The sequence below is a fragment of the Methylibium sp. genome, from assembly GCF_031393925.1.
Lineage (GTDB): Bacteria > Pseudomonadota > Gammaproteobacteria > Burkholderiales > Burkholderiaceae_C > Methylibium.
Map to the genome: position 1 here is coordinate 1 of NZ_JANMWL010000143.1, position 7058 is coordinate 7058.

Consider the following 7058-nt stretch of genomic DNA (forward strand, 5'->3'; position numbering starts at 1 on the left):
GCGAAATGGCCAGCCTGAGCGAGCGAGACGATGATCGCGAAAGCCTTCGCTTCCCAGGGCTCGGCGAAGGCCATGTCGCCATCGACGCCAAGCGGCAACGCCTTGCCGCGCAGCGGCGAAATCGGCGGGTCGATCATCGGCTTCATCGGCTCCACCGGGCGAAGGCCCGCATCAGTCGAGGTCGATGTAGTCATCGAACACGTCGACGCGCAGCGTGTCGCGCTCCGCCGCCGCGGGCCCCCACAGTTCGCGTGCCGTGAAGCGCACGCTGTAGCAGTGCTGCGGCTTCTCGGCCAGGCCGTGCGCGAGCGTGTCGGGGAACGCGAACACGCCGTGGTCCTGCTCGATGGTGCCGAGCTTGCAGCGCAGGTAGCCGGGCAGGCGGGTGTGGGTGGCCGGGTTGTGGTTGCGCACGCGAACTCGGTCGCCGACGCGAAAGCGCGGCGCCACCGGCTCGGCCACGCGCGCCGAGGCGCCGGTGGCGACGACCACGGGGACGATGTCGGGGGTGAGCAGCATCAGTGGCCCGCCTTGCGCAGCCGGGCGACGCGCGCATCGAGCTCGTTGCTGGTGACGATGCCACGCTTGGTCAACACCGCTTCGAAGCCGATCATCCAGTGCTCGTAGTACGACGACTGGAGGTAATGCGCTGCGTCGATTTTCTCGATCGCGTGGCGGAACTCGTCAACCGTGTAGCCGGCAAACACGAAGGTCGACGCGAACAGCGCAAACGCGCGCCCCTCCCACGCCTCGTGAAACACCGGTTCGTGTTGCTCGGGCAGCACCGGCCCGAGGCCGTGCATGCCGCCCAGATCGTGAATGCCATTCATTGGGTCGCTCCGTTCCTTCAGGGGGCCTTGGCCTTGGTGACGCCGATCATCGAGTCGCGCGTCACCAGTTCGGCCAGTTGTGCTTCGGTCATGTTCTCGGTGCCGGCCGGTCGCTCGGGCAGCACCAGGTAGCGCAACTCGGCGGTGGTGTCCCAGGTTCGCACCTCGACGGTCTCGGGCAGCTCGGTGTTGAATTCCTTCAGCACGCTGCGCGGGTCGCTCACGACACGCGCGCGGTACGGCGCCGACTTGTACCAGACCGGGGGCAGCCCCAAGGTCGGCCACGGGTAGCACGAACACAGCGTACAGACGACGACGTTGTGGATGTCGGGCGTGTTCTCGACCACGACCATGTCCTCGCCCTGCAGGCCCGAGAAGCCAAACTCCTTGATCGCGGCGGTGGCATCGGTGAGCAGGCGCTGCTTGTAGGCCGCATCGACCCAGGCCCGGGCGACCACCTGGGCGCCGTTGCGCGGCCCGATCTTGTGCTCGTAGGTATCGACCAGTGCGTCGAGTGCCTTCGGGTCGATCAGGCCCTTCTCGGCCAAAATCGACTCGAGCGCGCGCACGCGGATGGCAGCGTCGGATTCGGGTCGGGTGGTGTGGGGCTTCTTGGGCATGTCTTGCTCCATCGGATTGGGTTTGCACGGCCTGTCCCGGCGCGCGACGAGACCTGCGCTGCGGTCTGCATTTGACTTGGAAGCCTTTGGGGCGTCAATCGTGCTGCCGACATCTGCTGCCGAGACTCACGACCTGATCAGGGGCGCCGGTCGAAGGTGATCCAGCGGTAAGCCAGGCCGGCTTCGTCGGGCGCGGCGGTCGATGAGGTTTGGACGAAGGCGCCGCGGTCCCACGCGGGAAACCAGGTGTCGGCGTCGGGCACATCGGTGTCGACTTCGGTGAGCACCAGCCGGTCGGCGCGCGCCAGGGCCTGGGCATAGAGTTCGCCGCCGCCGATCACGAATACCTCGTCGCTGTCGGTCAGCAGGGCGAGCGCCGCATCGAGCGAGCGCACCGGCTCGGCGCCGGCTGCCGACCACGCGGCATTGCGCGTGACGACCAGGTTGCGCCGTCCCGGCAGCGGCCTAAAGCGTGCCGGCAGCGAGTCCCAGGTCTTGCGCCCCATCACCACCGGAGCGCCGAGCGTGACGCGCTTGAAATGCGCCAGGTCCGAAGGCAGGTGCCAGGGCATGGTGCCGCCGCGGCCGACGGCGCCGTCGCGCGCCACCGCGGCAATGAGGGTGAGCTTCATCGGCTGCTTGAACTGAAGCGCTAGACCGCCACCGGCGCCTTGATCGGCGGATGTGGGTCGTAGCCCACCACCTCGAAGTCTTCGTACACGTACTCGAAGATCGATGCCGGCCGACGCTTGATGACGAGGCTGGGATAAGGCCGCGGCTCGCGCGAAAGCTGCAGCGTGACCTGCTCGCGGTGGTTGCTGTAGAGGTGGCAGTCGCCGCCGGTCCAGATGAAGTCGCCCACGTCCAGGTCGCACTGCTGCGCCAGCATGTGCGTGAGCAATGCGTAGCTGGCGATGTTGAACGGAACGCCCAAAAAGATGTCGGCGCTGCGCTGGTAAAGCTGGCACGACAAACGCCCACGCCCCGAGGGCGATTCGGCCGGCGCCACATAGAACTGGAAGAACGCGTGGCAGGGCATCAGCGCCATCTCGGGCAACGCGGCCACGTTCCAGGCGCTCACGATGATGCGGCGCGAATCGGGGTTGGTCTCGAGCTGCTTCACGGCGTCGGCGATCTGGTCGATATGGCCGCCGTCCGGCGTCGGCCAGCTGCGCCACTGCACGCCGTAGACCGGGCCGAGGTCGCCGTCGGCTGCGGCCCACTCGTCCCAGATGGTCACGCCGCGCTCTTGCAGCCAGCGCGCGTTGCCTTCGCCGCGCAGAAACCACAGCAGCTCGAGGATCACGCTCTTGAGGTGAACCTTCTTGGTGGTGACGAGCGGAAAGCCTTCGCGCAGGTCAAAGCGCATTTGGTGGCCGAACACGCTGGTGGTGCCGGTGCCGGTGCGGTCGGCCTTGGCCACGCCGTGGCTGCGCACGTGGCGCATGAAGTCTTCGTACTGGGAGCGGACGGGGCGCATGGCGGTTCGCTTCAATAGGCGCCGAACAGGGCGTCAAGCGCCTCAAATACGCAAGCCCGCTCGGGACCATCGTTGAAGCGGCGCATGCAGCCTGCGGCTGTTGATGCGCATGCTGCATGCGCATCAACATTTTAGTCAGGGGCTAATCAGCTTTTGGGCTGGCCTGTCGAGCCGGCTTGATCGGGCTCGCGCAAGAAGATCTCGACGCGGCGGTTGCGCCCGCGGCCGGCGTCGCTGCCGTTGTCGGCAATCGGCTCGAGCGAGCCACGCCCGGAGGTGTCCACGCGCGCCGGCTGCACGCCGCGTCCGGCCAGGTAGTCGCGCACGCTGTTGGCACGGTCGATCGACAGCGGATTGTTGATCGCGTCGCTGCCGGTGCTGTCGGTGTGGCCGACGATGCGCACGCGCGTCGTCGGGTCGTTGGCCAGACCGTGGGCAAAGCTGTCGAGCACGCTGCGCAGTTGCGGCTGTACCTCGGCGCGGCCGGTGGCAAACGAAATGTCGCTCGGCACGTTGACCTTCAACTGGTTGTCGGCGGTGCGCGAAACATCGACGCCGGTGCCCTGGGTCTGCTGCTCGAGCGCGCGGCGTTTGTCCTCCATCTTCTTCGACCAGATGTTGCCGCCGATCGCGCCGGCCACCGCGCCCACCGCGGCCCCCGTGGCCGCACCGCGCTTGTTGTCGCCGATGAGCACGCCAGCCGCGGCACCCACCGCCGCGCCGATGCCCGCACCCTTGGCGGTGCCCTTTTCGCGCTCGCTCATGTTTTCGCAACCGGCGAGCAGGGCCAGCGCTGTAAGCGCGGCGAGGGAGCTGTGAGTCAGCGTCTTGTTCATGGCTTTCCTTTGGAGTGAGAACGTCGTGCTTGTAACAGCGCCGACAGCGACCGCCGTGAAAGCATCGGTATCGGATGTAGCAAACGGAGTGCCTGCCCTCGGCAAGCGTCGCCAGGCCATCCGGGCGAACGATCAGGCGGCGGCGACGGGGCGGCTGGCGTCACTGAACTGCGCTGCCGCCAGCCTCTGGTACAGCCCGCTGCGCGCCAGCAACTCGGCATGTGTGCCGGCGTCGACGATGCGCCCGGCCTCCAGCACCACGATGCGGTCGGCATGCACCACGGTGCCCAGCCGGTGCGCGATGACGAGCGTGGTGCGCCCGCGCATTGCCACGTCCAGGGCGGCTTGCACGGCGCGCTCGCTCTCGCTGTCGAGCGCGCTGGTGGCCTCGTCGAGCAGCAGCAGCGGCGCGTTCTTCAGGATCGCCCGTGCGATCGAGATGCGCTGGCGCTGCCCGCCGGAGAGGCGCACGCCGCGCTCGCCCAGGAAGCTGGCATAGCCTTCTGGCAACTCGCGAATGAAGCCGTCCGCGTGCGCCGCGCGCGCCGCCGCCATGACCTCGTCGTCGCTCGCCTCCGGGCGGCCGTAGCGGATGTTCTCCAGCGCGCTGGTCGAGAAGATCACGCTGTCTTGCGGCACCAGGCCGATACGCTGGCGCAGCGCGGCCAGGTCGGCCTCGCGCACCGGCACGCCGTCGATGGCGAGCAGGCCCGACTCGGCGTCGTAAAAGCGCAGCAGCAGCGCGAACAGCGTGGTCTTGCCGGCGCCGCTGGGCCCGACCAGCGCGACCGTCTGGCCCGGCAGCACCTCGAGGTTCACGCCGTCGAGCGCCGGTGTGTCGGGCCGCGACGGGTAGTGAAACAGCAGGTCGCGCAGCAGCAGGTGCGAGCCGCCGGGCGCCTGGTTCATCGGCCGGGCCAGCGCGGGTGTCTCGACGCGCGAGCGGGTGGCCAGCAGCTCCATCAGCCGCTCGCTGGCGCCGGCCGCGCGCAGCAGGTCGCCCCACACTTCCGACAGCACCGCCACCGAGCCCACCAGCAGGATCACGTAGACGACGGTCTGGCCCAGGTGGCCGGCGGTGATCTCGCCGCGCAGCACCGCCTGCGTGCCTTGGTAGAGCCCCCACAGCAGCGCGCCGAAGGTGGCCGAGATGATGAAGGCCACCAGCCCCGAGCGCATGCGCGTGCGCCGCACGGCAGTGGTGAAGGCGGCCTCGGTGGCGCGGTCGAAGCGCTGCGCCTCGCGCAGTTCTTGGCCGTAGCTCTGCACCACCGGCACGGCGTTCAGCACTTCAGCCGCGATCGCGCTCGAGTCGGCCACGCGGTCCTGGCTGGCGCGCGAAAGCTTTCTCACCTTGCGACCGAAGCCCACCGCCGGCAGCACCACCAGCACCAGGATGCCCAGTACCTGCGCCATCACCACCGGGTTGGTGACGATCAGCATCACCATCGCGCCGATGCCCATCACGGTGTTGCGCAGGCCCATGCTCAGGCTCGAGCCGACGACGGCCTGCACCAAGGTCGTGTCGGTGGTCAGGCGCGACAGCACCTCGCCGGTCTGCGTGGTCTCGAAGAACTCCGGGCTCTGTTGCACCACATGCGCGTAGACCGCATTGCGCAGGTCGGCCGTGACCCGCTCGCCGAGCCAGGTGACCATGTAGAAGCGCAGCGCCGAGAACACCCCGAGCGCGGCGCCAACGCCGAACAGCGCGAAGAAATGGCCGCGCAGCGCGAGGATGCGTTCGCCCGGGTCGGTGGAAACAAGGCCCTGGTCGATCAGCGCCTTGAGCGCGATCGGCACCGCCAGCGTGGTGAGCGCCGCCATCACCAGGAACAGGGCGGCCAGGGCGATGCGGCCGTGGTACGGCGCAAGAAACGGCAGCAGGTCGCGCAGCGGGCGCACCGAGCGGGCAGCGGGAGGCGCGGGCGTTCGGGGGGAGGCGGGGCCGGGTGTGGGCAGGCCGCGTGCAGGGGTCGTGGCAGAGGGAGCGGGGACGGAAACGGTCATCGTGAGAGTGTAGGCAGGCGCAGTGGCGGTGCCCCGGGCCAACGCCGTGCTCGTGGTCGGCGTGCATCGGGTCGGTCGTCGTCGCGATGCTCCGCGCGGGACCAAGGCAGCTGACCAGCGCGCGCCGCTGCGAGAGCGCTCGGGCTGGCAGAAAGCGGTGGTGGCATTGGCCAACCAGGACGCACGCACCCTGTGGGCGGTGATGACGCGCGGCGAGGCCTTCAATGCGAACCACTAGAGCGTCAAGCCTGCGGGCGCGTGATCACGCCGTAGTCACTGAGAACGATTGGACAACGCTACGCCGACGACATGATCATTCTTGTCAAGAGCCAACGCGCCGCGCAGCGGGTCATGCGCAGCATCACGCGATATCTGGAGAGCACCCTCAGGCTCAAGGTGAACCTGGCCAAAAGCAAGGTCGCCTTGATGAGCGAATGCAGCTTCCTGGGTTTCACGATCAAGAGTACGAAGGAAAAGACTTCGTCGAGCGTGCCGACTTGTTGAACCGCCCACTGCGGACCCGCATGGTGGGTGGTGTGGGGCTGGGGGCTAGAAACCCCTGGCTACCCGATTAGGTGGCCGCCCCCTCTCCGTTGAGATGGAAGGCTGCCGTAGAAGCAACATCTGCGGGCCACCCATTCGTACGAAAGTTTAGCCGGCGTTCTTTATGGCTATCAGGTCCTGCATGCTGATGGACCCTATTTGATTCAAATCTTCATCCAAGAGCTGATAGAGAACACCATTACCACGAATGCTAAAAGCAATTATCACGACTTGGTCTCCACCGCCCTCTCGATGTGGTTCGTCACTGGGCGGGCTCGAGGTCATAGAGCCGACGGGCCGGATCTCCTTAAGTGTGCCATCTGGTTTGTATAAGCGATGTTCTCCCTGCACGACGAATGTATTGTTGTGGGCCAAATGCCGATGGAGAACGATTTTTTCGTTCGCAGCGAACTTGAATAGGACATCTGCGATCCCATTCTTTTCGTCTACATCGAGGATGGAATAATGCAAATGTAAATAATCGCCAAGCCTGTTCCACGTAATGTTGCTGTCATCGAAAGCGTGTGTCGGCATTTAGATACTCCCAATCGTCATGAAATTTAGCCGACAACTTATCGGCACCCTTGGCCCACAGCTTATACGCTGAATGCCCGCTTCGTGGCGTTTTTCGGCCACCTAACAAGGCGGTTCGCACAGCAAATCTGCTGCGTAACACGGCCCGCTGCTGCGTATCCGGGGGCGGCCGTCCGCCCGCCAAGGCGCTTGCGCTCTGGCTTGCACG

The 7058-nt window shown here is 66.7% G+C and carries 9 protein-coding genes and 1 pseudogene; 2 read left to right on the forward strand and 8 right to left on the reverse strand.

The window, feature by feature from the left end; genetic code table 11:
• Positions 1-171: 171 nt before the first annotated feature.
• From RMO12_RS08250 to RMO12_RS08280, 7 genes are all read right to left on the reverse strand, one after another.
• On the reverse strand, positions 172-519 hold the full coding sequence (locus RMO12_RS08250) for an SH3-like domain-containing protein (protein ID WP_309625437.1): 348 nt from the start codon (positions 517-519) through the stop codon (positions 172-174).
• Positions 519-830, reverse strand: a complete 312-nt coding sequence (locus tag RMO12_RS08255; protein WP_309638928.1) for an SH3-like domain-containing protein — start codon at positions 828-830, stop codon at positions 519-521. The genes RMO12_RS08250 and RMO12_RS08255 overlap by 1 nt, the downstream gene beginning before the upstream one ends.
• 17 nt (positions 831-847) lie before the next feature.
• Positions 848-1450 (reverse strand): nitrile hydratase subunit alpha, encoded by a 603-nt coding sequence (gene nthA, locus RMO12_RS08260; RefSeq protein WP_309638929.1) that lies wholly within the window; start codon positions 1448-1450, stop codon positions 848-850.
• 137 nt (positions 1451-1587) lie between these two features.
• Positions 1588-2082 (reverse strand): dihydrofolate reductase, encoded by a 495-nt coding sequence (locus tag RMO12_RS08265; protein ID WP_309638930.1) that lies wholly within the window; start codon positions 2080-2082, stop codon positions 1588-1590.
• A 20-nt stretch (positions 2083-2102) separates the two neighbouring features.
• On the reverse strand, positions 2103-2930 hold the full coding sequence (locus RMO12_RS08270) for a thymidylate synthase (RefSeq protein WP_309638931.1): 828 nt from the start codon (positions 2928-2930) through the stop codon (positions 2103-2105).
• A gap of 146 nt (positions 2931-3076) precedes the next feature.
• Positions 3077-3766, reverse strand: a complete 690-nt coding sequence (locus RMO12_RS08275; RefSeq protein ID WP_309625432.1) for an OmpA family protein — start codon at positions 3764-3766, stop codon at positions 3077-3079.
• Positions 3767-3898: 132 nt separating this feature from the next.
• Complete coding sequence (locus RMO12_RS08280; protein WP_309638932.1) at positions 3899-5773, reverse strand: ABC transporter transmembrane domain-containing protein; 1875 nt, start codon at positions 5771-5773, stop codon at positions 3899-3901.
• Positions 5774-5900: 127 nt separating this feature from the next.
• On the opposite strand from RMO12_RS08280, the pseudogene RMO12_RS08285 reads away from it, so the two are divergent.
• Positions 5901-6011, forward strand: a pseudogene (locus RMO12_RS08285) (IS110 family transposase); the annotation flags it as partial.
• 47 nt (positions 6012-6058) lie between these two features.
• Positions 6059-6277, forward strand: coding sequence for a reverse transcriptase domain-containing protein (locus RMO12_RS08290; RefSeq protein WP_309638934.1), 219 nt, complete (start codon positions 6059-6061; stop codon positions 6275-6277).
• A gap of 147 nt (positions 6278-6424) precedes the next feature.
• Here RMO12_RS08290 and RMO12_RS08295 read toward each other — a convergent pair whose 3' ends face one another.
• The gene (locus RMO12_RS08295) at positions 6425-6850 is read right to left on the reverse strand and encodes a regulator (protein ID WP_309638933.1); all 426 of its coding nucleotides are present in this window, start codon (positions 6848-6850) and stop codon (positions 6425-6427) included.
• Positions 6851-7058 lie beyond the last annotated feature (208 nt).

Bases quoted from the DNA above. Each gene is read 5' to 3' on its own strand.
- RMO12_RS08265 (WP_309638930.1), bottom strand. From the start codon at position 2,082: ATGAAGCTCACCCTCATTGCCGCGGTGGCGCGCGACGGCGCCGTCGGC.
- RMO12_RS08275 (WP_309625432.1), bottom strand. From the start codon at position 3,766: ATGAACAAGACGCTGACTCACAGCTCCCTCGCCGCGCTTACAGCGCTG.
- RMO12_RS08270 (WP_309638931.1), bottom strand. From the start codon at position 2,930: ATGCGCCCCGTCCGCTCCCAGTACGAAGACTTCATGCGCCACGTGCGC.
- RMO12_RS08255 (WP_309638928.1), bottom strand. From the start codon at position 830: ATGAATGGCATTCACGATCTGGGCGGCATGCACGGCCTCGGGCCGGTG.
- nthA (WP_309638929.1), bottom strand. From the start codon at position 1,450: ATGCCCAAGAAGCCCCACACCACCCGACCCGAATCCGACGCTGCCATC.
- RMO12_RS08280 (WP_309638932.1), bottom strand. From the start codon at position 5,773: ATGACCGTTTCCGTCCCCGCTCCCTCTGCCACGACCCCTGCACGCGGC.
- RMO12_RS08295 (WP_309638933.1), bottom strand. From the start codon at position 6,850: ATGCCGACACACGCTTTCGATGACAGCAACATTACGTGGAACAGGCTT.
- RMO12_RS08250 (WP_309625437.1), bottom strand. From the start codon at position 519: ATGCTGCTCACCCCCGACATCGTCCCCGTGGTCGTCGCCACCGGCGCC.